Source organism: Caenispirillum bisanense (assembly GCF_900230255.1).
Classification (GTDB): Bacteria; Pseudomonadota; Alphaproteobacteria; order Rhodospirillales; family Rhodospirillaceae; genus Caenispirillum; species Caenispirillum bisanense_A.
In genome coordinates this window covers 197698-222219 of sequence record NZ_OCNJ01000002.1, presented here as the reverse complement: position 1 = coordinate 222219, position 24522 = coordinate 197698, and the positions used below count along the sequence as shown (strand labels likewise).

The 24522-nt window shown below is 70.5% G+C and carries 18 protein-coding genes; 7 read left to right on the top strand and 11 right to left on the bottom strand.

Annotation, left to right across the window (positions count from 1 at the left end; translation table 11 throughout):
* Positions 1-19 precede the first annotated feature (19 nt).
* A complete protein-coding gene (locus CRP50_RS05500) occupies positions 20-805 on the bottom strand; it encodes a carbonic anhydrase (RefSeq protein ID WP_097277985.1) in 786 nt (261 codons plus the stop codon).
* Between the two features lie 129 nt (positions 806-934).
* On the opposite strand from CRP50_RS05500, the gene CRP50_RS05495 reads away from it, so the two are divergent.
* Together CRP50_RS05495 and CRP50_RS05490 are read left to right on the top strand one after the other, a co-directional pair.
* On the top strand, positions 935-2665 hold the full coding sequence (locus CRP50_RS05495) for a monovalent cation:proton antiporter-2 (CPA2) family protein (RefSeq protein ID WP_176525043.1): 1731 nt from the start codon (positions 935-937) through the stop codon (positions 2663-2665).
* A gap of 117 nt (positions 2666-2782) precedes the next feature.
* Entirely contained in the window at positions 2783-4609 is a 1827-nt protein-coding gene (locus tag CRP50_RS05490; RefSeq protein WP_097277983.1) for an ABC transporter ATP-binding protein/permease, read from the top strand.
* Between the two features lie 193 nt (positions 4610-4802).
* On the opposite strand, the gene bfr (CRP50_RS05485) is transcribed toward CRP50_RS05490, so the two are convergent.
* The 3 genes from bfr (CRP50_RS05485) to serA form a co-directional block, all read right to left on the bottom strand.
* The gene (gene bfr / locus CRP50_RS05485) at positions 4803-5282 is read right to left on the bottom strand and encodes a bacterioferritin (RefSeq protein WP_097277982.1); all 480 of its coding nucleotides are present in this window, start codon (positions 5280-5282) and stop codon (positions 4803-4805) included.
* A complete protein-coding gene (bfr, locus tag CRP50_RS05480) occupies positions 5279-5764 on the bottom strand; it encodes a bacterioferritin (RefSeq protein WP_097277981.1) in 486 nt (161 codons plus the stop codon). The genes bfr (CRP50_RS05485) and bfr (CRP50_RS05480) overlap by 4 nt, the downstream gene beginning before the upstream one ends.
* Before the next feature lie 441 nt (positions 5765-6205).
* Positions 6206-7453 (bottom strand): phosphoglycerate dehydrogenase, encoded by a 1248-nt coding sequence (gene serA, locus CRP50_RS05475; protein WP_097277980.1) that lies wholly within the window; start codon positions 7451-7453, stop codon positions 6206-6208.
* A 112-nt stretch (positions 7454-7565) separates the two neighbouring features.
* On the opposite strand from serA, the gene CRP50_RS05470 reads away from it, so the two are divergent.
* On the top strand, positions 7566-8033 hold the full coding sequence (locus CRP50_RS05470; RefSeq protein WP_097277979.1) for a RidA family protein: 468 nt from the start codon (positions 7566-7568) through the stop codon (positions 8031-8033).
* Positions 8034-8042: 9 nt separating this feature from the next.
* On the opposite strand, the gene CRP50_RS05465 is transcribed toward CRP50_RS05470, so the two are convergent.
* The 4 genes from CRP50_RS05465 to CRP50_RS05450 all read right to left on the bottom strand — a co-directional run bounded on the left by CRP50_RS05465 (position 8043) and on the right by CRP50_RS05450 (position 15597).
* Positions 8043-10904, bottom strand: coding sequence for a response regulator (locus tag CRP50_RS05465; RefSeq protein WP_097277978.1), 2862 nt, complete (start codon positions 10902-10904; stop codon positions 8043-8045).
* Positions 10905-10984: 80 nt separating this feature from the next.
* On the bottom strand, positions 10985-11428 hold the full coding sequence (locus CRP50_RS05460; RefSeq protein WP_097277977.1) for a response regulator: 444 nt from the start codon (positions 11426-11428) through the stop codon (positions 10985-10987).
* Positions 11429-11449: 21 nt separating this feature from the next.
* Positions 11450-12712: an EAL domain-containing protein gene (locus CRP50_RS05455; RefSeq protein WP_097277976.1), complete on the bottom strand. Its 1263-nt coding sequence runs from the start codon at positions 12710-12712 to the stop codon at positions 11450-11452.
* Positions 12713-12735: 23 nt separating this feature from the next.
* Entirely contained in the window at positions 12736-15597 is a 2862-nt protein-coding gene (locus CRP50_RS05450) for a response regulator (protein WP_176525042.1), read from the bottom strand.
* A gap of 240 nt (positions 15598-15837) precedes the next feature.
* Between CRP50_RS05450 and CRP50_RS05445 the strand changes: the two genes are divergently transcribed.
* From CRP50_RS05445 to CRP50_RS05430, 4 genes are all read left to right on the top strand, one after another.
* Positions 15838-17094 carry a transporter substrate-binding protein gene (locus CRP50_RS05445; RefSeq protein ID WP_176525041.1) on the top strand — a complete coding sequence of 419 codons (1257 nt, stop codon included), beginning with the start codon at positions 15838-15840 and terminating at the stop codon, positions 17092-17094.
* Positions 17078-19072, top strand: coding sequence for a sensor histidine kinase (locus CRP50_RS05440; protein ID WP_097277973.1), 1995 nt, complete (start codon positions 17078-17080; stop codon positions 19070-19072). Before CRP50_RS05445 ends, CRP50_RS05440 begins: the two co-directional genes overlap by 17 nt.
* Positions 19069-19530, top strand: a complete 462-nt coding sequence (locus tag CRP50_RS05435; RefSeq protein ID WP_097277972.1) for a response regulator — start codon at positions 19069-19071, stop codon at positions 19528-19530. Before CRP50_RS05440 ends, CRP50_RS05435 begins: the two co-directional genes overlap by 4 nt.
* A 92-nt stretch (positions 19531-19622) precedes the next feature.
* The gene (locus CRP50_RS05430; protein ID WP_097277971.1) at positions 19623-21146 is read left to right on the top strand and encodes a sensor histidine kinase; all 1524 of its coding nucleotides are present in this window, start codon (positions 19623-19625) and stop codon (positions 21144-21146) included.
* Between the two features lie 9 nt (positions 21147-21155).
* Here CRP50_RS05430 and CRP50_RS05425 read toward each other — a convergent pair whose 3' ends face one another.
* The 3 genes from CRP50_RS05425 to lepA all read right to left on the bottom strand — a co-directional run bounded on the left by CRP50_RS05425 (position 21156) and on the right by lepA (position 24409).
* On the bottom strand, positions 21156-21830 hold the full coding sequence (locus tag CRP50_RS05425) for a Crp/Fnr family transcriptional regulator (protein ID WP_097277970.1): 675 nt from the start codon (positions 21828-21830) through the stop codon (positions 21156-21158).
* A 50-nt stretch (positions 21831-21880) separates the two neighbouring features.
* Positions 21881-22510, bottom strand: coding sequence for a MarC family protein (locus tag CRP50_RS05420; protein ID WP_097277969.1), 630 nt, complete (start codon positions 22508-22510; stop codon positions 21881-21883).
* A gap of 96 nt (positions 22511-22606) precedes the next feature.
* Positions 22607-24409, bottom strand: a complete 1803-nt coding sequence (gene lepA / locus CRP50_RS05415; protein WP_097277968.1) for a translation elongation factor 4 — start codon at positions 24407-24409, stop codon at positions 22607-22609.
* Between the last annotated feature and the right edge of the window lie 113 nt (positions 24410-24522).

Below are 24522 nucleotides of genomic sequence, written 5' to 3'. Positions count from 1 at the left end.
CGCGGCAGGGGCCTCGGGATCAGAAGAAGTCGAGCAGCAGGTGACGGCGGCCGAGGGGCTGGACCGGCCGGGCGTTCATGGGGAACAGCCCGGCGAAGGCCTGGATCTGCTCCGCCGCCGCCTCGATGGGCTGAGTGTACACCACCCATCGGACCGATTCGGTGCACGGCGGCGTGGTAAGCGATCCGTGGTATCGCCAGGTCTCGCGCTGCTCGGGCAGCAGCAGCGCCGGGGTCACCAGGGTGTCGAGCGTAACGCGCAGGCCGGGCTCGCGCGGCATGGCCGAGAAGATGGTCTCGAGCGTCGGGTTGAAGCTGCCCGACCGCACGAAGATGCCGGCGACGGCGAGGCCGCGGCCGCCTTCCGCATCCTCGTGCACGAAGTGGATCTCCAGCGGGAAGGCGCGGCCTTCGACGGTGTGTTCGCTCGGGTGGTGGAAGTGGAACGACTTCAGCCGCCAGTCCTGGCCGTCGGCGCCGAGGCCCATGGTGGCGTAGGCGGTGGCGTCGACGACGATGGTGTGGCCGGTATTGGCCATCACCAGCGGCATGGCCGGCCAGTCGACGTCGGGGGTCGCCAGCATGGCCGGGGTGGCGTTGCCGAGATCGACGGGGCTCTGCCGCTCACCGCTGCCGCAAGCGCCGTAGGACGGTGCCAGGCCGCCCCAGGCGGCGGGGCCGCGCGCGCCCTCGTAGGCCCACGCCGGGCCGGCCCCTTCGGCGGCCCGCGCCGCACCCGCGGCGGCGGCGCACAGGGGACAGGCCGCCAGCGCGGCGGCATGCGCGAGAAACCGGCGCCTCTGCATGGTTGTCTCCGTCTTTTCCCTTTCCAGGCGCGTCGCGTGCCATTATGGGCACATCCTGGACGCGCGGAACAGTGGCCGCGTTCGCAAGTGTTTGATATCACGACGGGCGACAACAGGAGACGGAGCCGGATGGAAGGCGGGGGTACAGGCGGCGGCGCGCTGTTCGAGCTGCTGGTGATCATGGCGGCGGCGGCATTGTTCGTGCCGCTGGCGACGCGCGTCGGCCTCAGCTCCATCCTCGGATATCTGGCGGCCGGCGCGGCCATCGGGCCATGGGGCCTCGGGCTCATCGGCGACGTCGCCGAGATCCGCCACATCGCCGAGTTCGGCGTGGTCTTCCTGCTGTTCATCATCGGCATCGAGATGAAGCCAGCCCGCCTGTGGATCATGCGCCGTCAGGTGTTCGGCCTGGGCGGCCTGCAAGTGCTGCTGTCGGGCCTCGCCATCGGCGGCGTCGGCTGGCTGCTCGGCCTCAGCCCGGCGGTCGCCGTGGTGGTCGGCCTCGGCCTCGCGCTGTCGTCCACCGCCATGGGCCTGCAGGTGCTGGCCGAGCGCGGCGAGCTGGCGAGCGTGGTCGGCCGGGCCGCCTTCGCCGTGCTGCTGCTGCAGGACCTGATGGTGCCGCTGCTGCTGACCCTGACGCCGCTGCTCGCCGACACGCAGGTGAGCCTGACCGGCGACGTCGCCGTGGCGGTGGCCGAGGCGGCGGCGGTGCTGGTGGGCGCCGTGGTGGTCGGCCGCCTGCTCATGCGCCCGCTGTTCCGCGTCATCGCCGCCACCCGCTCGGCCGAGGTGTTCACGGCGACCGCCCTGCTGGTGGTACTCGGCATGGCGCTGGCCATGGAGCATGTCGGCCTGTCCATGGCGCTCGGCGCCTTCCTGGCGGGCCTGCTGCTGGCCGAGAGCGAGTTCCGCCATCAGGTGGAAGCCGACATCCAGCCGTTCCGCGGCCTGCTGCTCGGGCTGTTCTTCATGGCCGTCGGCATGTCCGTCGACTTCGGCCTGATGGCCGAGCACTGGGCGGCGGTGCTGGCGCTGGTGGTGGCGCTGATGGGGGTGAAGATCGTCATCCTGGTGCCGCTGTTCCGCGCCTTCGGCCTCGCCCTGCCCGATGCGGTCAAGGGCGCCTTCCTGCTGGCCCAGGGCGGCGAGTTCGCCTTCGTGCTGTTCACCTATGCGGTCAACGTCGGCACCATGCCGGCGGCGACGGCGCAGTTCCTCATCCTGGTGGTGTCGCTGTCCATGGCGGCGACGCCCTTCGTCGCCATCGCCGGCGCCCGCATCGCCGGGCGCATCGCGGCCTCGCGCGAGGTGCCGGCCGAGCAGCCGCCCAAGCCGACCAGCCACGAAGGCCACGTCATCCTGTGCGGCTTCGGCCGCGTCGGCCAGACCGTGGCGCGCCTGCTGGAGGCGGCCAAGCGCCCCTACATCGCCTTCGACCGCGACCTCGACCGCGTCATGCAGGGCCGCGCCGCCGGCATGAACGTCTACTTCGGCGACGCCAGCCGGCCGGAGGTGCTGCACGCCGCCCACGCCGCCGACGCCTGCCTCATCGTCGTGACCACCGACGACCCGGCGGCGACGGCGCGCGCCGTGGCCCACATCCGCCACCACTTCCCGCGCCTGACCATCCACGCCCGCGCCCGCGACCTCATGCAGTCGAGCGCGCTGAAGAAGGCCGGCGCCTCGCAGACCGTGCCGGAGACCCTGGAGGCCAGCCTGCAATTGGCGGCCCAGGTGCTGGTGGCGACCGGCCTGTCGCCCGAGGACGCCGCCGCCGAACTGGAAGGCTGGCGCCGCGACGACTACGCCGCCCTGGTGGACGCCGTGACGGCGGTGCAGAAGCCGAAAAGCGCCTGAGGCGCACCGCTTCTTCTTTGTTTTCTTTCCCCTCTTCCGCGCGGCCTCACGGCACCGCATAATCCTTTTGGTCAGGGCCCGCCCATACGGACGGACGGGCCAAGGAGGGAACGAGGAATGGATGCGGTGGCGGTGGGGCCGGCCGCACCGGACGCGCCACAGACTCCGGTCAAGGAGCCGCAGCGCCCGGTAGGCTTCCTGCGCAGATTCGTGCGGCTCGCCGGCGGATACTGGGGCGGCGCGAACCGCTGGCACGCGCTCGCGCTGACCGGCCTCGTGGTGGCGCTGACCGTCTGCCAGGTGGTGGTGCCCGTCGCCGTCAACATCTGGATGCAGCGCCTGTTCGACGCCCTGGAGCAGAAGGCGCTCGGCCAGTTCGGTGGCCTCATCGGGGCGCTCGCCGTCATCATCCTCGCCAACGTCCTCATCACCACCGCCCACCTGCGCGCCAAGCGCCGCCTGCAGGTGAGCTGGCGCGCCTGGCTGACCAAGCGGGTGCTGGAAGACTGGATGCAGGGCGGTCGGCACTACCTGGTGACCTTCCTGCCCGGCGAGCACGACAACCCCGACGGCCGCATCGCCGAGGACATCCGCATCACCACCGAATACGCCGTCGACCTGGCGCATTCGCTCACCTATTCGGGGCTGCTGCTGGTCAGCTTCACGCAGATCCTGTGGACGCTGTCGGGCTCGCCGTGGGTCCACATCGACGGCATGGAGTTCTACATTCCCGGCCATCTGGTGTGGATCGCGCTGATCTATGCCGCCATCGGCACCTCGGTCGCCCTGCTGCTCGGCCGGCCGCTGGTGCGGGCGGTGAACCGCCGCCAGACCTACGAGGCCAACTTCCGCTTCGGGCTGGTGCATGCGCGCGAGAACGCCCTCGCCATTTCCCTGCTGCACGGCGAGGCCGACGAGCGGCGCCACTTCGGCGGCCTGTGGGCCGACCTGCGGCGCGCCTGGGACCGCCAGACGAACGCGCTGTGCACCATCTTCTACTTCACCACCGTGTGGTCGGTGCTGAGCCAGGCCTTCCCGGTGCTGGTGGCGGCGCCGCGCTACATCGCCGGCACCATCAGCCTCGGCATCCTCATGCAGACGGCGCAGGCCTTCCAGCAGATGGTCGGCGCCCTGTCGTGGCCCATCGACAACCTCGCCAAGGTGGCCGAGTGGCGCGCCTCGGTGGAGCGCGTGCAGAGCCTGAAGGACGCCCTCGATTCCCTGCGCGACGGCACGGTGCTGGAGGGCGGCACGGCGCGCATCGTCATGGAACCGACCGACGAGGCGCTGCTCGCCTTCCACGGCCTGACCGTCACCAACCCCGACGGCCGCCCCGTGCTGTGCGACCTGACAGCCGAGATCCCGCTCGGCGACCGGGTGCTCATTTCCGGCGACCCGGGGGCGGCGGTGAAGCTGTTCAAGGTGGTGGCCGGCATGTGGCCGTGGGGCTCGGGCAGCGTGCGCCTGCCGCCGGGCGACGCCATCTTCTTCATGCCGCAGCGCCCCTACCTGCCCATCGGCACCTTGCGCGCCGCCGTCACCTATCCCGGCGACCCGGCCATGGTGGTGCCGGGCACGGTGGAAGCGGCCATGCGCCGCGTCGGCCTCGGCCATCTGGTGGCGCGCCTCGACGACGCCGAGAACTGGGAGCAGGTGCTGGCGGCGTCTGAGCAGCAGCGCCTCGGCTTCGCCCGCCTGCTGCTGCACCGGCCGCAGTGGATCTTCCTGCAGGAGGCGACGGATGCCCTCGACGCCCGCGGCGAGCAGGAGATGATGCGCCTGCTGCTGGAGGAATTTCCGACCGGCACCCTCATCACCATCGGCCACCACAAGGCGCTCGACAACTACCACCGCCGCAAGCTGGCGCTGGAGGTGTGCGACGGCGTCATCACCGTGCACGACGCCGAACTGGCGCCGCAGGTGATCTATCCGGCGGCGCAATAGGACGGCGGCAAGGAAAAGGGCGGGCGGCGACCCATCGGCCTCCGCCCGCCCTTGTGCCTGTCGGGACGGTGTCCCACCCGATCCTTGGCGAGCTTGTCTCGGCAAGGATCGGACGGCGCGACCGCGCCGCGCGGCCCCTGCCGCGGGAGCCAAGCGCGCGACGCGCGCGCCCGGCGCCTGAGGGCGCCCTACATCAGTCGTCCAGTTCGCCCATGGCGGACTGGAGGTAGTTCGGCAGGCCGACACGACCGATGAGGTCGATGTTGGTCTCCAGGAAGTCGATGAACTCCTCGGCATCGTCGAGGAATTCCGCCAGATGCTCGCGGGTGAGGAAGTCCTGCTCGGTCTCGCACACGGCGATGGCGTCGACCAGGACGTCGCGGTAGGCGATCTCGGCCTTCAGGTCGTTCTTCAGCACCTCCGGCACGTCCTCGCCGATGAGCAGCTTGCCGAGGTCCTGCAGGTTGGGCAGGCCTTCGAGGAAGAGGATGCGCTGGATGGCCTTGTCGGCGTGCTTCATGGCCTTGATGGAGGCCTTGTAGTCACGCTCGTTCAGCTCGTGGTAGCCCCAGTTCTTCAGCATGCGGGCGTGCAGGAAGTACTGGTTGATGTTGGTCAGCTGAACCTTCAGAACCTTGTTCAGCTGCTTGATGACGTCCTTGTTGCCCTTCATGACGCGGCGCTCCCGTCCATCTGGCTTTGCAGGTAGTTTTCCAGACCGATGGCGTCGATCAGGCGAAGCTGCTGCTCCAGCCAGTAGACGTGGTCTTCCTCGGTGTCGTCGAGCAGCTCGATCAGCACCTCGCGGGTCATGTAGTCCCGCTTGTCCTCGGCGAGCTTGATGACGCGCTTGAGGTCGGCGACGACCTGCATCTCGAGCGCCAGATCGGCCTTCAGCATGCCGGGGATGTCGGCCGCGATGGTCGGCGTCTGGCGGGTGCCGAGGTCCGGCGTGCCGCCCAGGAACAGGATGCGGCGAATGAGCTTCTGCGCGTGCTCCAGCTCCTCTTCCTGCTCGTGCTTGATGCGCTCGAACAGGCGGTGGAAGCCCATGTCTTCGTACATGTGCGCATGCACGAAATACTGGTCGGCCGCAACCATCTCGTAGGACAGCAGGGCGTTGAGCTCCGCGATGATGGCGGGATCACCCTTCATCGGATCTCTCCAAGACAATAAATAATAGCGGGAGAGTAGTGTCGTTCGGAGCAGATTACAAGGATGACCGATCCATATTAGGCAATCCTTTTGGGGTCAAACAAATGAAAATCATTCTCAACAAGCGAGTCATGGAAGTATAGAGCGTCTTTTATTTGAAAACTGTGCAGACGCACGCGGGCGTGGGCGCCCCCGCCGATGCCCGCGGAACAAGTCGTCGGCAAGGACACGGCCCGGCGATTTCCCGAGTGTTTCACTCTTCTTTATGCGCAATTTTTGCGGCTCGCGCGGGAGCTTGCCGTAGCGTCGCGGCGGCCTTCGACCCGACGGCAGCGCCTTTTCCCGTGCTCGACCGGCTGTCCCGCGAGACGCCGAAAAAAGCAGGGCGCCGACGGTCTTCACCGCGGCGCCCTCGCGTCCCGAGCAGGCTGTTCCGCCCGCTTACGGCTCTTCGCACTGGAGGAATCGCGAGCGGATGGTGCCCTCGATCTCTTCCAGCTCGCGGCGCACGCCCATGCCGGGCTCGATCATGCCGTCGACGTCGACCACCACGTAGCCCACCTTCTCGTCGGTGCGCAGGTACTGGCCGACGATGTTCAGGCCGCGGCGGCCGAACACGTCGTTGATGCGCGAGATGACGCCCGGCACGTTGCGGTGGATGTGCATGAAGCGCGAGCCGCCCTTGTGCACCGGCAGCATGACCTCGGGGAAGTTCACCGCGCCGACGGTCGAGCCGTTGTCGGAATACTTCACCAGCTTCTCGGCCACTTCGTTGCCGATGTTGGCCTGGGCTTCCTGGGTCGAGCCGCCGATGTGCGGCGTCAGGATGACGTTCTTCATGCCGCGCAGGGGGCTTTCGAACACGTCTTCCACCGACGCCGGCTCCACCGGGAAGACGTCGAGCGCAGCACCGGCCAGATGGCCGCTGCGCAGGGCTTCGGCCAGGGCGTCGATGTCGACGATCTTGCCGCGGGCGGCGTTGACCAGGAAGCTGCCCGGCTTCATCCAGCCGATTTCCGTGGCGGTGATCATGTTGCGGGTCTGCGTCGTGTCGGGCACGTGCAGCGACACGAAGTCCGACACTTCCATCAGCTCGCGCAGCGACGCGCAGGACTGGGCGTTGCCGAGCGCCAGCTTGTCGACGATGTCGTAGAACCGCACCTTCATGCCGAGCGCCTCGGCGATCACCGACAGCTGCGTGCCGATGTGGCCGTAGCCGACGATGCCGAGCGTCTTGCCGCGCACTTCGGTCGAGCCGGCGGCCGACTTGTCCCAGCCGCCTTCGTGGCAGATCCAGTTGCGGCGCGGGATGCCGCGGGCCAGCATGATGACCTGGCCAAGCACCAGTTCCGCCACCGAACGGGTGTTGGAATAGGGCGCATTGAACACCGGAATGCCGCGGCACTGGGCCTCGTGCAGGTCGATCTGGTTGGTGCCGATGCAGAAGGCGCCGATGACCATGAGCTTCTCGGCGCTCGCCAGCACGTCCTTGGACAGCTTGGTGCGCGACCGGATGCCGACCATGTGGGCGTCGGCGATGGCGGCCTTCAGGTCGTCGGCGTCGAGCGCCCCCTTGTGGCTCTCGATGTTCTCGTAACCGTGCGAGCGCAGATACGCCACGGCGTTGTCGTGGACGTTCTCGAGCAGGACGATCTTGATCTTGTCCTTCGGCAGCGACAGCTTGCTCACGGGCGGGCCTTCCCAGTGCGGCGGTTGACGAACGGCGCAAAACGGCCCTCGACGGCGCCTTGCGCGGTGCCGCATGGTTAACACATCGAACACCACCAAGGGAGGACCAATTATGGCCGGAACAGTCGACACCCGCCTCGCCGAACTCGGCGTCACCATACCGCAGGCGGCGGCGCCCGTGGCCAATTACGTCGGCTATGTCGTCAGCGCAAACCAGGTCTTCGTCTCCGGCCAGCTGCCGCTGGCGGACGGCAAGCCGCAGGTGCTCGGCAAGCTGGGCGCCGACGTGTCGGTCGAGGACGGCGTGAAGGCGGCGCGGCTGTGCGCCATCAACCTCATCGCCCAGGTGAAGGCGGCCTGCGGCGGCGACCTCGACCGCGTGGTGCGCGTCGTGCGCCTCGGCGGCTTCGTCAACTCGACGCCCGACTTCACCGATCACCCGAAGGTGGTCAACGGCGCCTCCGACCTGATGGTCGAGGTGTTCGGCGACGCCGGCCGCCACTGCCGCGCCGCCGTCGGCGTGCCGTCGCTGCCGCTCGGCGTGGCGGTGGAGATCGACGCCGTCTTCGAGATCCGCTGACGCCGACGCTCAGCGCGCTGCCGCCAGGGCCTCCACCGCCGCCACGGCGTCGAGCAGGGGCGGCAGCGCCAGCGTCATGCGGGCGGCGTCGTCACGCTCCGCCGCCAGCTCCAGCGCCTCCGCCGCGCGTGCCATGGGGCCGGCGCCGGCGGCGCGGGCGGAGCCCTTCAGACGATGGGCGGCGCGCGCCACCGCCTTGGCGTCGCCTTGCGCGAGGGCGGCGCGCAGCAGATCCAGCGCATCGCGCGTCGCCGCCAGGAACTCGTGCAGCATGGCGGTCAGCAGCGCCGGATCGTCGCCGAGGATCGACGTCAGCACCGCGAAATCCACCACCGCATCGGACGCGGCCGGCATGGCCGGAGCGGCGGCGGCCGTGGCCGTCAGCCGCGGCGCCTCGCCCAGCCAGCGGGCGAGCGCCGCATCGAGTCGCGCCAGATCCACCGGCTTGGTGAGGTAGTCGTCCATGCCGGCCTCGCGGCAGCGCTCGGCGTCGCCCGGCATGGCGGCCGCCGTCAGTGCCAGGATGGGCCTCGGCGCCGCGCCCGCCGCCGCTTCCGCCGCGCGAAGAGCGCGCGCCAGGGCATACCCGTCCATGTCCGGCATCTGGCAATCGGTGATCAGCAGGGCGAAGTCGCCCGCCTGCCACGCCGCCAGCGCCTCGCGTCCGCCCGCCACCACGTCTGCCCGATAGCCCAGCAGCCGCAGCTGGCGGGCGATGACGAAGCGGTTGGTGGGATGGTCGTCGGCCACCAGCACCGGCCGCCCGCGCAGCGGCAGCGGCGCCGCCGGCGCGACGGGCGCCGCCGCCGGAGTCACGACGGCCGCCCGCTCCTGCGCCAGCACCGGCAGGTCGAGCCGCACGGTGAAGACCGAGCCCCGGCCCGGCGTACTCTCGGCGGTCAGCGTGCCGCCCATGAGGTCCACCAGCCGGCGGCAGATGGAGAGGCCGAGGCCGCTGCCGCCGAACCGCCGGGTGGTGGAGCTGTCGCCCTGCACGAAGGGCTGGAACAGGCGGGCCAGCACCTCCGGCGGCATGCCGATGCCGGTGTCCTCGATGCGCAGGGTGACGGCGGCGCGACCGTCGCCGGCGGGTTCGGCGGCGGCGGTGACGCGCACGCGGCCGTCCTCGGTGAACTTCACCGCGTTGCCGACGAGGTTGTAGAGCACCTGACGCAGGCGCACGGCGTCGCCTTCCACCAGCGCCGGCAGCGCCGGGTCGGGTTCGGCCAGCAGCGCCACGCCCTTGGCCCCGGCCTGCGGCGTCAGCAGGGCCGCCGCGCCGGTCGTCACGGCGGCGAGGTCCACCGGCGCGCGTTCGAGGTCCAGCTTGCCGGCCTCGATCTTCGACCAGTCGAGGATGTCGTTGATGAGCTGCAGCAGGGTGCGCGCCGAGTCGCTCATCAGCGCCACCGCCTCGCGCTGCTCGGCGTCGAGCCGCGTGCGGCCGAGCACCTCCAGCAGGCCGAGCACGCCGTTCATGGGCGTGCGGATCTCGTGGCTCATGACGGCGAGGAACTCGGACTTGGCGCGCGCCGCCTCCTCCGCCGCCCGGCGGGCCTCCTCGGTGGCGCGCTGGAGCCGTTTCTCCGCCGTCACGTCACGCCACAGGGCCACCTGGCCGCCGTCGGGCATGGGCGCGCGGGTGACCTGGACGATGCGGCCGTCGAGCAGCGGCCGGTCCGTCGTTTCGCGGCGGCGCTCGCGGATGGACGTCAGCCAGTGCTCGATCTCGGCCACCACGGCGGCCTCCGGCGCGGCGCTGCGGGCGGCGGCGTGCAGCACCAGTTCGCCCACCGTGACGCCGTGGCGCAGCACGTCCTCCGGCAGTCCGTGGATGCGCGCCGCCGCCGGGTTCCACAGTTGCAGCACGCCGTCGGCATCGACCACGGTGACGCCGTCGCCCATGGCCTGCAGGGTGGTGTCGAGCAGCGCCCGCTGGCGCGCCACCGTATCGCGTTCCTCGCGCAGGGCGGCCACCGCCCGCCGCTCGCGATCGTGCAGGCGCTTGCGGTCGAGCCCGGCCTGGATGCGCGCCTTCAGCAGCGTGGCGTTGAACGGCTTCTGCAGGAAATCCTCGGCGCCGGCCTCGATGCACCGGGCGATGGCGTCGATGTCGCCGAGGGAGCTGATCATGATGATGGGCAGGTCGCGGCAGCGGTCGTCGGCCTTCAGACGCACCAGCAGTTCGTAGCCCGACACCTTGGGCATGAGCAGGTCGAGCAGCACGAGGTCGAACTCGCGGCCGTGCAGCAGGGCGACCGCCGTCTCGGCGTCGGCGGCGGTGGCGGCGGTGTGCCCTTCGCGGGCCAGCCAACGCTCCATGAGCAGGCCCATGGTCGGGTTGTCGTCGACCACCAGGATGCGGCCCGGCGGCGCCAGCCGGGCGGGGCCGGCGACGATCACCTCGTCGAAGTCGGGGTGGTCGGCGGCGTGCTCGGGCAGCACCGCGTCGATGCGGGCGATGAGGTTGTCGACCCGCGCCGTCACCGCCCGCAGGTCGGGCGCCAGGGTGTCGATCAGCCATAGCTCGGCGGCATCACCGCCGCCGGCGCCACGGGTTTCCAGCAGCAGGTCGGCGAAGCCACGGATGACGTTCAGGGCGTTGCCCACACCATGGCGAAGGCCCGGCGGCGGCCGGCCCGTTTCGAGCGCCGCCGTCGCCTGGGTCAGGGCGTGCGCCCCGTCCGCCATGCTGCGCACGGCGGCCGCCACGCCGGGCGGATCGCCGGCGGCGGCGGTGCGGTCGAGCAGCACGTCGACATGGCCGGCGATGGCCGCGGCGTAGCGCCCGAGCATGGCCGCAGAGCGCGCGTCGGCCGCGTCCAGCGACGATGCCGCCACGCCCTCCGGTGCCCATGGTGGAAGCCCCATGACCCCTTCCCCCTTCCCTAGCCCACGTTCCGCCCCGCCCGCGCTCTCCCCTTCGCGGCGGACCGGCAGCGACCGGCGCGTCAGCGCTTGGTGGTCGGCGACCCCACCTGGACCAGCCGCGGCGCCGTCATGACCGATTCGATCCGGCTCTTGAGCGCCTGCATGCTGACCGGCTTGATGAGATAGGCGTTGATGCCGCGCGCCGCGGCCTGCTTGACGCTGCCGAGGTCGTTCTGCCCCGACAGGATGATGATGGGCAGCTCGCGCACGGCGCGGAGCTGGTGGTTGCGCACCATCTGCACGAACACGAGGCCGTCCACCGGCTCCATGTTGAGGTCGCAGACGACGAGGCTCGGCTGGTACAGCTCCAGCTCCTTCAGGGCCGAAGCGCCGTCGGGCGCCTCGCGCACGTTGGTGCAGCCGAGCGCCCGCAGGATCTGCTTCATCATGGTGCGCACGAAGCTCTCGTCGTCCACCAGCAGCACGCTGAGGCGCGAGAAGTCGAAGGCGTCACGGTCGGTCATCGGTCTTGCCCACTCCGCGGTTCACGAGGCGCCGCCGAGGGTGGGGCGGTTGCGCTCCCACTCCGGCAGCTCGCCGCCCGGCATCGGCTTGGCGACGTAATAGCCCTGCACGAGATCCACCCCCATGGCGGTCAGCATGTCCCAGTTGTCGCGCGTCTCGACGCCTTCGCCCACCACTTTCATGTCGAGTCGCTTGGCCATGTCGACGTTGCTTTCCAGCACGATGCGCACCCGCTCGTTCTCGGCGGCGCCGCGCACGAAGCTCATGTCGAGCTTGAACTCGGTGAAGGGCAGCCGCACCAGCTGCTGGATGGTGGAATAGCCGGTGCCGAAGTCGTCGATGGACAGCCGCACACCCTTCATGGCCAGCCGGGTGATGACGTCGAAGGGCGTGGTGATGTCGGTCATCAGGCCGCTTTCCGTCACCTCCAGCGTCACCTGGTTGATGGACAGGCCGGCGTCGGCGGCGAGGCCGAGCACCACCTCCGGCAGGTCCAGGCGGTAGAGGCTGGAGGCCGACAGGTTGACGGCGACGCCGATGCGCAGGCCCTCGCGCGCCCACCGGCCGCACTGGCCCAGCGCCTCCTGCAGCATGTATTCGGTGAACACGTCGGTGAGGCCGAAGTCCTCCAGCTTGTCGAGGAAGACCACCGGCGGCAGCACGCCGTGGTCGGGGTGGCGCCAGCGCACCAGCGCCTCCACCCCCTCCAGCCGGCCGCTCGGCAGCGCCACCTTGGGCTGGTACCAGGCTTCCACCTCGTGGGCGTCGAGGGCGGCGAGCAGGCGCTCGCGCGTCACCTCCACCGCCGCCAGGCCGCGCCGCGCCGGGCCCCGGTTGCCCAGGCGGTCGAGCAGCACGGTGACGGCGACCGGCGTCAGCGGCTTGGGCAGGGCACCGAGCAGGACGAGGCCGCGGGCGCGCGCCAGTTCCTCCACCGTGCGCACGATCTCGGGCCGCGCCGCGCTGGCGATGATGATGCCGGCGTTGGCGTTGAGGCCGCCGATGTGGCGCAGCGTCTCCACCCCGTCCATGTCGGGCATGTCGAGGTCGCAGACGAACACGTCCACCGGCTGTTCCGCCGCCCCCATGAGGGCCAGCGCCTCGCGCCCGCCGCCCGCCTGGGTGATGCGGCCGACGCCCAGGTTGGCGAAGACGCGCGCCGCCATGGTGCGCACGAAGGGGTCGTCGTCGACGATGAGCACGGACAGATGGGCGAAGCGGGACGGAGCGGCGGGTGGGACGGCAGCGGTCGCCGGGGTGGCGGTGGTGGTGGCGTCGGTCATGGCTGTCGCTCCCTCTGCGTCCGTCACACCGCGTCGATGGCGTCGCGCACGCGGGCGAAGGCGGCGTCGACGTCCTTCACCAGCACCGCCATGGCCCCCCAGTCGGCGACGCCGGCGGCGGCCTCCGTCTCCACCCGGCGGCAGAGGTGCCCCAGTTCCACCGCCCCCGCCGACAGGGCCGAGCCGACCAGGCGGTGGGCGGCGCGGCGCAGGCCTTCGGCGTCGCGCGCCTCGTCGCGGGCGGCGATGGCCTCGCGCAGTTCGATGGCGCTGTCGAGAAAGGCCCCGAGCAAAGCGCGCACGTCGGGCCGCACGGCGTCGGTGAGCGGGCCGAACAGGTCCTCGTAGATCTGCAGGCTGAGCACCGGCAGGTCGTCGCCAGCCGGAGCGGCCGGGACCGGCGCGGCGGCGGCGGCGGCGGGCGCCGGCGGCGGCGCCCGCCCGTCCTCGGCGCTGGCCGCTTCCGCCGGGCGGCTGGCGACCGGCAGCCAGCGGTAGAGCACATGGCGCAGCTTGGCCGATTCCACCGGCTTGGCGAGGAAGTCGTCCATGCCGCAATCGAAGCAGCGCGCCTTTTCCTCCTGCAGCACGCCGGCCGACAGCGCCACCACCGGCAGATGGCCGCCGGCCTGCTGCTCGTGGGCGCGGATGCGGACGGTCAGCTCGAAGCCGTCCAGTTCGGGCATGTGGCAGTCGGTGATGAGCATGTCGAACTCGCCGCCGCCCTCGACGTAGGTGTCCCAGGCTTCGGCGCCGTTCTCCGCCACCACGGGGTCGAGCCCCATGCGTTCCAGCATCTTGGTGATGACGAGGCGCGAGGTCGGCGTGTCCTCGGCCACCAGGATGCGGCCGCCGGAGAACGGCAGGTCGCCGACGCCCTCGGCCGGTTCGGCGACGGCGCCGAAGCGGTTCATCACCTGGTCGATGCTGTCGGGTTCGGCCCGCCCGACGGCGACCGCCACCGTCTGCAGCAGCAGGTAGGGCCGCGCCGGCTTGGTCAGACCCCAGGTCGCGCCGGTGCGCTTCTGCACGCGTGAAATGGCGCCGCGGTCGCGCCGCGCCATGAGCAGCACCGGCACGCCGCCGACCGCCTCGGCCGCCAGCATCCCCAGTTCCGAGAAGGCGCCGATGGCCGCCGCCGGCCCGTCGTCGACCACCACCAGATGCACCGGCGTGCCGGCGATGGCGGCGGCCGGCGCCCGGCCGCGCGCGTCCGGCCATGTCTCCACCGACTCGACGGTCGCGCCGGCCGCCGACAGGCCGCGCGTCATGGCGCTGAGGAAGGCCGGGTTCTGCGCCACCAGCAGAATGCGGATGCCGGCGAGGTCCGGCCGCGCACTGGCCGCGTCGGCCACCGGCAGCGGCACCTCGAACCAGAAGGTGGAGCCTTCGCCGGGCCGGCTGATCACGCCGATGGTGCCGTCCATGAGCTCCACCAGCCGGCGGCAGATGGCAAGGCCGAGCCCGGTGCCGCCGAATCGCCGGGTGGTGCCGGCGTCGGCCTGCTCGAAGGGCTTGAACAGGCGGGCCTGCTGTTCCTCGGTGAGGCCGATGCCGGTGTCGGCGACCTCGAACCGCAGGCGGGCGGCGCCCGGCAGCGTCTCCTTCAGCGAGACCGACATGCTCACCTGCCCCTGGGCGGTGAACTTGATGGCGTTGCCGACGAGGTTGATGAGGATCTGGCGCAGCCGCGCCGGATCGCCGCGCAGCACCGGCGGGATGGCGTTGTCGACGAAGGTGACCAGCTCGATCTCCTTCGCCCAGGCGCGCGAGGCGAGCAGGTCGGCGACCGAGAACACCAGGTCGTCGATGGCGAGGTCGGCCGTCTCGAACACCAGCTTGCCGGCCTCGATCTTCGAGAAGTCGAGGATGTCGTCGATGATGGTGAGCAGGAACCGCGCCGAGTCGCGGCACACCGACAGCAGGTTCTTCTGCTCGGCGTCGAGGTCCGTCGCCTCCAGCAGTTCCAGCATGCCGATGACGCCGTTCATGGGCGTTCGGATCTCGTGGCTCATGGTGGCGAGGAAGGCGGATTTGGCCCGCGCCCGCTCCTCGGCCAGTTCCTTCTCGGCGTGCAGCTGTTCCAGGCGGCGGCGCGGCCCGATGTCGCGCATGATGCCCGAGAAGTAGCGCGCCTCGCCGACGCGGAACTCGGAAATGGACAGGTCCAGGTAGACGTCGTGGCCGTCGCGGTGGCGCCCGGTCACCTCGCGGCTGATGTCGACCACGGTGCTGCGCCCCGACTGCAGGTAGCGGGACAGGTAGTGGTCGTGCTCGGCGGCGGCTTCGGCGCGCATCAGGCGCTTGACGTCGTGGCCGACGATCTCGTCCAGGTCCCAGCCGAACAGCCGCGCGACGGCGGGGTTGGCCGACTGCACGATGCCTGCCTCGTCGATGGTGACGATGCCGTCGCCGGCCTTTTCCACGAAGGCCCGCAGGCGCGCCTCGCTCTCGCGCAGGCGGCGGGTCTGCTCGTCCAGCCGGCGGGCGCGGTCGAAGCTCTCGACGCCGCCGTTGACGGTGAGGATCAGGTCCTCCGCCTCCCACGGCTTGGCGATGTAGCGGTAGAGCTTGGCCTCGTTGATGGCCGAAACGATGGCCGCGTGGTCGGACTGGCCGGTCAGCAGGATGTTGAAGGTGCCGGGGGTCTTCTGGTGGATCTGCTTCAGCAGCTCGTGGCCGCGGATGTCGGGCAGGAAGTAGTCGCAGACCACCACCGGGATCTCGACGCCGTCGGCCAGCAGTTCGTCCACCAGGGCGAGGGCCTCGACGCCGGTGTCGGCCATCTCCAGCCGGCAACCGACGATGCGCCCCCCCAACTCCATGCGCAGGGAGTCGAGCACCATGGTGTCGTCGTCGATGCACACGACCACGCGTTCGGCCATGCGGCGCGCATCCCCCTGCCTCAGTCCGACGGCGAGACGCATCCCCCGAGCGTCGCCGACCGACTCCATACCCACACGCAACTTGCGGTGGCCCATCCTTGGGCAATCCGCTGGATTAGGCAATAGGCGTTTCGGCAAGGTCGCGGCGACGGCACCTCGGTCGCGCTTTGTTTGCACTGCCGTCTGGTGCATAGTCGCACCAGCCGCACGGGAGGGATGCGGCGAGCGAGGGGAGTTCGCATGGTAGGACCGACGCGCCGCGGCGTGCTGTCCGGCCTGGCGGCGCTGGCGGCCGCCGGGGCCGCAGGCGCGCCCGTGCGCTCCGGCCATGCCGCACCGCCCATCCGCGTCGGCATCCTGCACTCGCTCACCGGCACCATGGCCATCAGCGAATCGACGCTGAAGGACGTGCTGCTCATGCTCATCGACCGCCGCAACCAGGCCGGCGGGCTGCTCGGCCGGCGCATCGAGCCGGTGGTGGTGGACCCCGCGTCGTCGTGGCCGCGCTATGCCCAACTGGCCGAGCACCTGCTCGGCGTCGAGGGCTGCGACGTGCTGTTCGGCTGCTATGCGTCGGCCTCGCGCAAGATCGTGCAGCCGGTGCTGGAGCGGCACGGCGCCCTGTTGTTCTACCCCGCCCCCTACGAGGGGCAGGAGCAGTCGCCCGACGTCGTCTACCTGGGGGCGACGCCGCAGCAGCAGGCGGTGCCGGCGGTGGAATACCTGCTCAGCGCCGACGGCGGCGGGGTGCGGCGGTTCTACCTGCTCGGCAGCGACGACATCCACCCGCGCACCGTCAACACCATCCTGGCCGGCTACCTGGACTGGCGGAAGCTGCCGCGCGAGGATTTCGTGGTGCGCTACGTCCCGTTCGGGGCCACCGACTGGGCGCCGGTGGTGAACGACATCCGCGCCTTCGCTCGCGGCGGCAAGACGGCGGTCATCAACACCGTGTCGGGCGACGCCAACCTCCACTTCTACCGCGAGCTGGTGCGCCAGGAGGTGCACGCGAGCGATATTCCCGTTGTCGCCTTCGCCGTCGGCGAACAGGAGCTGGCGTCGGTGGACGTGACGCCGCTGGTCGGCCACCTGACCGCCGCCACCTACTTCATGTCGCTGGAAACCCCCGAGAACGAGGCCTTCGTGCGCGACTGGCAGGCGTGGATCGGCGACGACCTACGGGTCGTCAGCGCCGCCATGGCCGACCTCGCCGCCGGCTTCGCCCTGTGGACCAAGGCCGTCGAGATGGCCGGCAGCCCGTCGCCCGAGGTGGTGAAGATCACCCTGCGCAGCGTCTCCACCCGCAGCCTGGGCGGCGACGTCGTGGCGCTCGACGGCGCCACCAATCACGTGAGGAAACCGGTGATGATCGGCGAGATCCAGGCCACCGGGCAGATGATGCCGGTGTGGTTGTCCGACGGCCCGGTCGACCCCGTCCCCTGGAGCCGCTGGTGGCGGCGCGGTACGAGGATCCTGTTCGATGGCGCGCTTCCCTGATCCCGCGGCGCCGGCCGCCCCCGACACCGCGGCGCCGCCACCACCGCCCGCCGCCGGCGCGGCGCGGGCGGGATCGCTCGGCCGCCGCATGACGGTGCTGGTCGCCCTCAGCATCGCCGTCGGGCTGCTGCTGCTGGTGATCGCCCAGTCGCGCACCGCCTACCGCGACATGCGCGCCCTCAGCGAGGCCGGCACGCTCGCCCTGACCGAGCGGCTGGCCGAGGAGGTCGCGCCGCTGGTGCGCTGGCGCAAGGTGCCGGGCATCGAGGCCTTCCTCGACCGCCTGGCCGCCGACCCGCAGTTGTCGGTCGCCGCCTTCGCCGCCACCGACCGCCAGGGCCGGCCGCTGGTGCGCAAGACCGTGCCCGGCCGCGCCGCCTACGACCTCGACGACGCCTTCAACCGGGCGCAAGGGGCGCTGGTGCGCGGCGAGACGGTGAACGTCTCCACCAGCCGCCACTTCGTGGTGCTGATGCCGCTGCGCTTCGGCCGCGACCAGATCGTCGTCGGCTACTTGGGCATCGCCTGGAGCCTGGAGGCCATCAACCGCCAGCTTCTGACCGGCATCCTGCAGCAGGTGGGCATGTCGGTGGCCGCCGCCGGCCTTGCCCTGGTGGTGCTGCTGACCCTCCTGCGCCGCACCGTCGCCCGGCCGGTGGACCAGATGGCGGCGGCCATGGCGGCCCTGGCCGACGGCAACCTCGACGTGGAGGTGCCCAAGGTCGGCCGCGACGACGAGATCGGCCGCATGGCGACGGCGCTCGCCGTGTTCAAGGACAACGCCGTCGAACGCCACGCCCTGACGGAAGCGGTGCGGGCGCAGAACATCCAGCTGAAGGTGGAGAAAGACAACGCCGTGCGCCTCGCCAGACAGGCCCGCACGGCGGCGGAAGACCTGCGCGTCGCCAAGGAGCGCACGGAACGCGCCATGGCCGAGCTGAAGGCCGCCCAGGACCACCTGGTGCAGAGCGAGAAGATGGCCGCTCTCGGCCAGCTGGTGGCGGGCATCGCGCACGAGATCAACACCCCGCTCGGCGCCGTGAAGTCGTCCATCGGGTCCATCGGGTCCAACCTGCGCAGCCTGCTCGCCCTGCTGCCGGCCCTGCTGCGCGACCTGACGCCGGCCGAGGAGGAGCTGTTCCTCGCCCTGGTGGCCGAGGGCACCCGCACCGACCGCCGGCAGGTGACGGCGCGCGAACAGCGCCAGATGCGCAAGGCCCTGACCACGCGCCTGGAGACCGCCGCCGTCGCCGACCCGCGCACCGTCGCCGACGCGCTGGTCGACATGGGCCTCGGCGAGACCGACGTGGAGCGCTTCCTGCCGCTGCTGCTCGGCCGCAACGGGCGGTCGGCGCTGGACGCCGCCCTGCGCCTCGCCCAGATGACCCAGGGCACCGGCACCATCGCCTCGGCGGCCGACCGGGCGGCCAAGATCGTCTTCGCCCTGAAGACCTTCTCCCGCTTCGACCCGAGTGCCGAGATGATCACCGCCTCCCTGCGCGACGGGCTCGACACGGTGCTGACGCTCTACCACAACCAGATCAAGCACGGCGTCGAGCTGGTGCAGGACTACCAGCCGGTGCCGCCCATTCCCTGCCGGCCCGACGAGCTGAACCAGGTGTGGACCAACCTCGTCCACAACGCCCTGCAGGCCATGGACCACAAGGGCCGCCTGACCATCCGCCTGTTCCAGGCCGACGGCCGCGCCGTGGTGTCCATCGCCGATACGGGCTGCGGCATCCCCGACGACATCCGCGACCGCATCTTCGAGCCCTTCTTCACCACCAAGCGCGCCGGCGAGGGCTCGGGCCTCGGGCTCGACATCGTGCGCAAGATCGTCGAACGTCACGGCGGCACCATCGAGGTGTTCAGCCAGCCCGGCCACGGCACCACCTTCACCGTGCGCCTGCCGCTGGACCAGACGTCCGCCGCCGCCTCGACCGCCGCCCCCGCTCCCAGCCAGGACGTGCCCGCATGACCACCGCCTCCACCCCCGTCTCCGCGGGCTCCGCCGCCTCCCGCCTGCGCCCGCCGGTCGCCCACCCGGAATGCGCCATCCTGTGCGTCGACGACGAGAAGATGATCCTCGACGCGCTGAAGGTGCAGATCAGCCGGGCGCTCGGCGACCGCTACCTCTACGAGTTCGCCGAGAACGCCGACGAGGCCATGGAGCTGATCGAGGACCTGCACGGCGACGGCGTGCAGGTGCTGGTCATCGTGTCGGACTGGCTCATGCCGGGCCAGCGCGGCGACGAGTTCCTCATCGCCGTGCACCGCCGCTTCCCCCGCATCGTCAAAGTGCTGCTGACCGGCCAGGCCGACGCCGCCGCCATCGAGCGGGCGCGGACGCAAGGCGGCCTGCACCGCTGCCTGCACAAGCCGTGGAACGAGGCCGACCTCATCGACGCCATCGTGTCCGGACTTTCGGACGAATGACCTCTGCCATAGGCGGGGCTTGCAGCTGAGGGCTGTGCGGCTGGCCCGATCGGGTCTATCCTCGGGCGACAGTTGACAGTGCAAGGCCGGCCATGTCCTTCCCGAGCGACGCCGACAGCGACCTTCTGTCGCTAGTCTTCGCCACGACTCCGGGCGCGATCACCGTCTCGCGCATGCGTGACGGCGTCTATGTCGCCGTCAACCATGGGTTCTGCGAACTGTCCGGCTACAGCCAGGACGAGGTCATCGGGCGGTCCGCCATTCAGCTCGACATCTGGTACGACGCCGACGAACGCCGCCGCTTCGTCGAGAAGCTCATGCGCGACGGCGTGCAGCGCAACGCCTTGTGCCGCTTCCGCCGCAAGTCGGGCGAGGTGTTCTACGGCCACATGTCGGCGCGCCTGTTCGACCGCAACGGCGAGCCCCACCTGTTCGCCGTCACCCAGGACATCGCCGAGATCGTGTACGCCCAGGAGCAGGCGGAGATCAGCGAGGCCCGCCTGCGCGGCCTGGTCGCGCACATCCCCCACGGCGTGCGCGAGCTCGACCTGTCGGGCGTGATCCTGCTCGAGAACCCGGCGCATGCCCGCCTGTTCGGCTACGCTCCTGGCGAACTTGTGGGGCGGCGTGCGCTCGACCTGCTGGTCGATCCCGTCCAGGCCGAAGCCGTGGAGCAGGAGATCTTCGGCGCCGACCAGACCGCCGACACCCCCGGCGCCGGCAGCTACACCGCGGACATGCGGCACAAGGACGGCCGCATCATCAATGTGCGGGTGGACTGGTCGGTGCAGCGCTCGCCGCACGGGCCGCCCACCGTCATCTCGGTGCTGACCGACCTGACGGCGGCGGTGCGGGCGGAGGCGGAGCGGCGGCGCACGGTGGACGAACTCACCCGCTCCAACGCCGAGCTGGAGCGCTACGCCTACATCGCCGCCCACGACCTGCGGGAACCCATCCGCACCGTCACCAGCTATGCCCAGCTGCTGCGCCGCCGCCTGCAGCTCGCCGGGGTACTGGAGGGCGAGACGGCGGAGCTGTTCGGCTACCTGGAAACCGGCGCCAGGCGCATGTCCGACGTGGTGGACGACCTGCTCGCCTATTCACGCCTGCAGACCGAGGCCCAGTCCTTCGGCCCGGTGGACCTGGCGGCGGTGCTGGGGGCGGTGCAGAGCAGCCTCGCCCGCACCATCATGGAGACCGGCGCCGAACTGGAGGTCGAGCCCCTGCCGGTGGTGACGGCCGACGAGCCGCAGATGCTGCAGCTGTTCCAGAACCTGGTGACCAACGCCCTGCGCTATCAGCCGCACCGGCCGGGGCACGTGCCGCTGGTGCGCATCTCCGCCGCCCGGCGCGGCGCCGGGTGGTGCTTCGCGGTGGCCGACAACGGCATCGGCATCGAGGAGCAGTACTTCGAGCGCATCTTCAAGCTGTTCCAGCGCCTGCACGGGCAGCGCGACTACCCCGGCACCGGCGTCGGCCTCGCCATCTGCCGCCGCATCGCCGAGCGCCACGGCGGCACCATCACCGTCGACTCGCGGCCGGGCGACGGCACCACCTTCCAGGTCTGGCTGCCCGACGAGCCGCCGAGCGGGGCCGGCGAACCGGCGTCGGAGTGACGCCGCGCCTCAGGCTCCGAGGGCGCCGAGCGAAGCCGGATCGCGCACCTCGATGCGGCCGCGCGACAAGGCGACCCAGCCGCGCCGCTCGAACTCCTTGAGCTGGCGGCTGACGACCTCGCGCGCCGTGCCCAGCTCCGTCGCCAGGGTCTGGTGGGTGGCGCCGACCGCGCCGTCGGCGCTGCGCTGGCCGTGCGCCAGCAGCACCTGGGCGAGGCGCACGTCGATGCGCCCGAAGGCCACCTCCTCGATGAGCATGAGCAGGTCGGCGATGCGCGTGGCGTAGACGGCGAAGACGAAGCGGCGGAAGCACGGGCTCGCGTCCACCAGTTGCTCGAAGGCCGCCGCGGTCAGGGTGGCGGCGGCGACGGCGGTCTCGGCCACGCCCTCGGCGCCGTATTCGGCGCGGGTCATCAGGCAGGCGGTGGTCAGCACGCAGGTCTGGCCGCGCTCGACGCGGTAGAGCACGATCTCGCGCCCCGACTCCGACACCTTCTGCACCCGCACCGAGCCGCCGAGCACCAGCACGTAGGCCTGGCAGGCCGCCCCTTCCGAAAACAGCACGGTGCCCGCCGGCACCTCCATCACCCGCAGCGAGCGGTCGAGCAGCCGGCGGGCCTCGCCGTCCATGGGGGCGAGGTCGGGGAAGGCGTCGAGCAACGTTTCGAGGGGCGTCGTCGTCATGGCGGCAGTGTGCCCGCCGCCGCCCACCGGGGAAAGGGAAAAGCGGCGCCTCAGCCGGGCGGATAGATGGCCGTGATGCCGGCGATGATGGTCTGCGCCGCCAGCGCCGCCAGCACGATGCCGAGCACCCGGCTGACGGTGTGGATGATGGTCTGGCCGAGCGCCTTCTGCACCGCCTCCGACGCCATGAACAGGATCGCGCTGCCGATCAGCACCAGGGCGGCGGCGGCCAGCACGGTGCCCTGCCCCACCATGTCGCCGCCGTAGCGGTCCATCATCAGCATGATGGTGGTGATGGCGCCGGGGCCGGCCATGAGCGGGATCGCCATGGGGAAGACGGCGATGTGGCGCGCCTCTTCCTCGGTGCGGGCCTCGTCGGCGGTCTTGCTTTTGCGCTCCGACCGCTTCTCGAACAGCATCTCGAAGGCGATCCAGAACAGCAGGGCGCCGCCGGCGATGCGGAAGGCCGGCATCTCGATGGACAGGGCGTTCAGGACGATTTCGCCGAAGTAGGCGAAGAACAGGATGATGACGAAGGCGATCAGGCACCCGCGCACCGCGATGCGCCGCCGCGCCGCCGGCGTGAACCCCTGGGTGAGACCGATGAACACCGGCACCAGGCCGATGGGGTCGATCACCACGAAGAACACGACCAGGGCATTGAGCAGAACATCGATCATCGTCGGCGGCTTCCGGGCGAGCGGGAGGGGGGAATCGCCGACCCTACCACCGCGCGAGGGCGAAGGTCACCCTTCGCCGATCGCGCGGTGCGCCGATCAGGTCTGATCCATCTTCAGGGCGTTGATGAAGGCGGTCTGCGGGATTTCCACCTTGCCGAACTGCCGCATGCGCTTCTTGCCCTCCTTCTGCTTGTCGAGGAGCTTGCGCTTGCGGCTGATGTCGCCGCCGTAGCACTTGGCGGTCACGTCCTTGCGCATGGCGGCGATGGTCTCGCGCGCGATGACCTTGCCGCCGATGGCCGCCTGGATGGGGATCTTGAACAGGTGGCGCGGGATCAGGTCCTTCAGGCGGGCGCAGATGGCGCGGCCGCGGAACTCCGCCTGGGTGCGGTGGGCGATGAAGGCCAGCGCGTCCACCGGCTCGCCGTTCACCAGGATGCCCACCTTCACGAGGTCGGATTCGCTGTAGTCCGCCACCTCGTAGTCGAAGCTGGCGTAGCCCTTGGAGATGGACTTCAGGCGGTCGTAGAAGTCGAACACGATCTCGTTGAGCGGCAGCTTGTAGACCGCCATGGCGCGGTTGCCGGCGTAGGTGAGGTCGAGCTGGATGCCGCGGCGTTCCGTGCACAGCTGCAGGATGGGGCCGAGGTAGTCGTCGGGCACCATGATGGTGGCCTTCACCCACGGCTCCTCGATGAAGTCGATCTTCATCACGTCCGGCATGTCGGCCGGGTTGTGCAGTTCCTTCAGCGTGCCGTCGGTCATGTGCATGCGGTAGACGACCGAGGGCGCCGTGGTGATGAGGTCGAGGTCGAACTCGCGGTCCAGGCGCTCCTGGATGATCTCCATGTGCAGCAGGCCGAGGAAGCCGCAGCGGAAGCCGAAGCCCAGCGCCGCCGAGGTCTCGGGCACGTACTCGAAGCTGGAATCGTTCAGCCGCAGCTTGGCCAGGCTGTCGCGCAGGTGTTCGAAGTCGCTGGCGTCGACCGGGAACAGGCCGCAGAACACCACCGGGATGGACGGCTTGAAGCCGGGCAGCGGCTCGGCGCAGCGGCGGCCGTCCTCGGTGATGGTGTCGCCGACGTTGCAGTCGGCCACCGACTTGATGCCGGCGGTGATGAAGCCCATCTCGCCGGCCTTCAGCTCCTTCACCTCTTCCATCTTCGGCGAGAACACGCCGACGCGGTCCACCGGATGCGTCGCGCCCGACTGCATCATCAGGACCTTCTGGCCCTTCTTCAGCACGCCGTCCTTGATGCGCACCAGGATGATGACGCCGAGGTACGGGTCGTACCAGCTGTCCACCAGCATGGCCTTGAGCGGCGCCTTCTCGTCGCCCTGGGGCGCCGGCAGGCGGGCGCAGATGGATTCCAGCACGCCCTCGATGTTGAGGCCCGACTTGGCCGACACTTCCACCGCATCGGCGCAGTCGATGCCGATGACGTCCTCGATCTGCTCCTTCACTCGCGCCGGCTCGGCGGCGGGCAGGTCGATCTTGTTGAGGACGGGGATGATCTCGTGGTTGGCCTCGATGGCCTGGTAGACGTTGGCGAGCGTCTGCGCCTCGACGCCCTGCGAGGCGTCGACCACCAGGATGGAGCCCTCGCACGCGGCCAGCGACCGGCTCACCTCGTAGGCGAAGTCCACGTGGCCCGGCGTGTCCATGAGGTTCAGCTGGTAGGTGCGGCCGTTCTTGGCCGTGTAGTTGAGGCGCACGGTCTGCGCCTTGATGGTGATGCCGCGCTCACGCTCCAGGTCCATGGAGTCGAGGACCTGCTCCTTCATCTCGCGGTCGGTCAACCCCCCGCAGACCTGGATCAGGCGGTCGGCGAGGGTCGACTTGCCATGGTCGATGTGGGCGATGATCGCGAAGTTACGGATGTGGGACAGGTCGCTCATGTCGGGCCAATCAACAGAAACCGAGGCCGGCAACATAGGGCCAAAGGCGTTGGGAGGCAACGGCGTCGGGGCTGGTGCGTCCTACCATGCAGGGCCGCCGTGCCACGGGGCCT

Excerpts from the sequence above, each read along its gene's own strand:
- CRP50_RS05430 (WP_097277971.1), top strand. The coding sequence starts at position 19,623 with ATGTCCTTCCCGAGCGACGCCGACAGCGACCTTCTGTCGCTAGTCTTC.
- lepA (WP_097277968.1), bottom strand. The coding sequence starts at position 24,409 with ATGAGCGACCTGTCCCACATCCGTAACTTCGCGATCATCGCCCACATC.
- CRP50_RS05420 (WP_097277969.1), bottom strand. The coding sequence starts at position 22,510 with ATGATCGATGTTCTGCTCAATGCCCTGGTCGTGTTCTTCGTGGTGATC.
- bfr (WP_097277981.1), bottom strand. The coding sequence starts at position 5,764 with ATGAAGGGTGATCCCGCCATCATCGCGGAGCTCAACGCCCTGCTGTCC.
- CRP50_RS05470 (WP_097277979.1), top strand. The coding sequence starts at position 7,566 with ATGGCCGGAACAGTCGACACCCGCCTCGCCGAACTCGGCGTCACCATA.
- CRP50_RS05425 (WP_097277970.1), bottom strand. The coding sequence starts at position 21,830 with ATGACGACGACGCCCCTCGAAACGTTGCTCGACGCCTTCCCCGACCTC.
- CRP50_RS05465 (WP_097277978.1), bottom strand. The coding sequence starts at position 10,904 with ATGGGGCTTCCACCATGGGCACCGGAGGGCGTGGCGGCATCGTCGCTG.
- CRP50_RS05445 (WP_176525041.1), top strand. The coding sequence starts at position 15,838 with ATGGTAGGACCGACGCGCCGCGGCGTGCTGTCCGGCCTGGCGGCGCTG.
- CRP50_RS05460 (WP_097277977.1), bottom strand. The coding sequence starts at position 11,428 with ATGACCGACCGTGACGCCTTCGACTTCTCGCGCCTCAGCGTGCTGCTG.
- CRP50_RS05495 (WP_176525043.1), top strand. The coding sequence starts at position 935 with ATGGAAGGCGGGGGTACAGGCGGCGGCGCGCTGTTCGAGCTGCTGGTG.
- CRP50_RS05450 (WP_176525042.1), bottom strand. The coding sequence starts at position 15,597 with ATGGCCGAACGCGTGGTCGTGTGCATCGACGACGACACCATGGTGCTC.
- CRP50_RS05490 (WP_097277983.1), top strand. The coding sequence starts at position 2,783 with ATGGATGCGGTGGCGGTGGGGCCGGCCGCACCGGACGCGCCACAGACT.
- CRP50_RS05500 (WP_097277985.1), bottom strand. The coding sequence starts at position 805 with ATGCAGAGGCGCCGGTTTCTCGCGCATGCCGCCGCGCTGGCGGCCTGT.
- CRP50_RS05455 (WP_097277976.1), bottom strand. The coding sequence starts at position 12,712 with ATGACCGACGCCACCACCACCGCCACCCCGGCGACCGCTGCCGTCCCA.
- CRP50_RS05440 (WP_097277973.1), top strand. The coding sequence starts at position 17,078 with ATGGCGCGCTTCCCTGATCCCGCGGCGCCGGCCGCCCCCGACACCGCG.
- bfr (WP_097277982.1), bottom strand. The coding sequence starts at position 5,282 with ATGAAGGGCAACAAGGACGTCATCAAGCAGCTGAACAAGGTTCTGAAG.
- CRP50_RS05435 (WP_097277972.1), top strand. The coding sequence starts at position 19,069 with ATGACCACCGCCTCCACCCCCGTCTCCGCGGGCTCCGCCGCCTCCCGC.